A 341-nucleotide genomic window follows, 5' to 3' on the forward strand; every position below is an offset into this window, starting at 1 on the left:
TATGAAGCGCCGCAGGGCGCGGTCGAGACGCTGCTGGCCGGGATCTGGGCGGAGCTGCTCGGGGTCGAGCGGGTCGGACGCCACGACAACTTCTTCGAGCTCGGCGGCCACTCGCTCCTGGCCGTGCAGCTGATGAGCCGGTTGCCGCAGGCGGTCGGTGTCGAGCTGCCGCTGGCCACGCTGTTCGCCAGGCCGGTTATTGCCGATCTGGCGGAAAGCATCGTCGACCAGTTGAACCGCTGCGGTCCGCAAGACCTGCCGGCAATTGTTGCCGTGTCGCGCGACGAGCCGCTTGCGCTGTCGTTCGCGCAGCAGCGGCTGTGGTTCCTGGCGCAGCTCGA

Annotated in this window: 1 protein-coding gene; it reads left to right on the forward strand. The window is 68.6% G+C overall.

Annotation, left to right across the window (positions count from 1 at the left end; genetic code table 11):
- Nucleotides 1-341: phosphopantetheine-binding protein (locus tag AC0L2A_RS36480; RefSeq protein ID WP_473613025.1), on the forward strand; the 341-nt coding region annotated here is incomplete at both ends.

The sequence above is a fragment of the Mesorhizobium sp. WSM4844 genome (genome assembly GCF_055811775.1).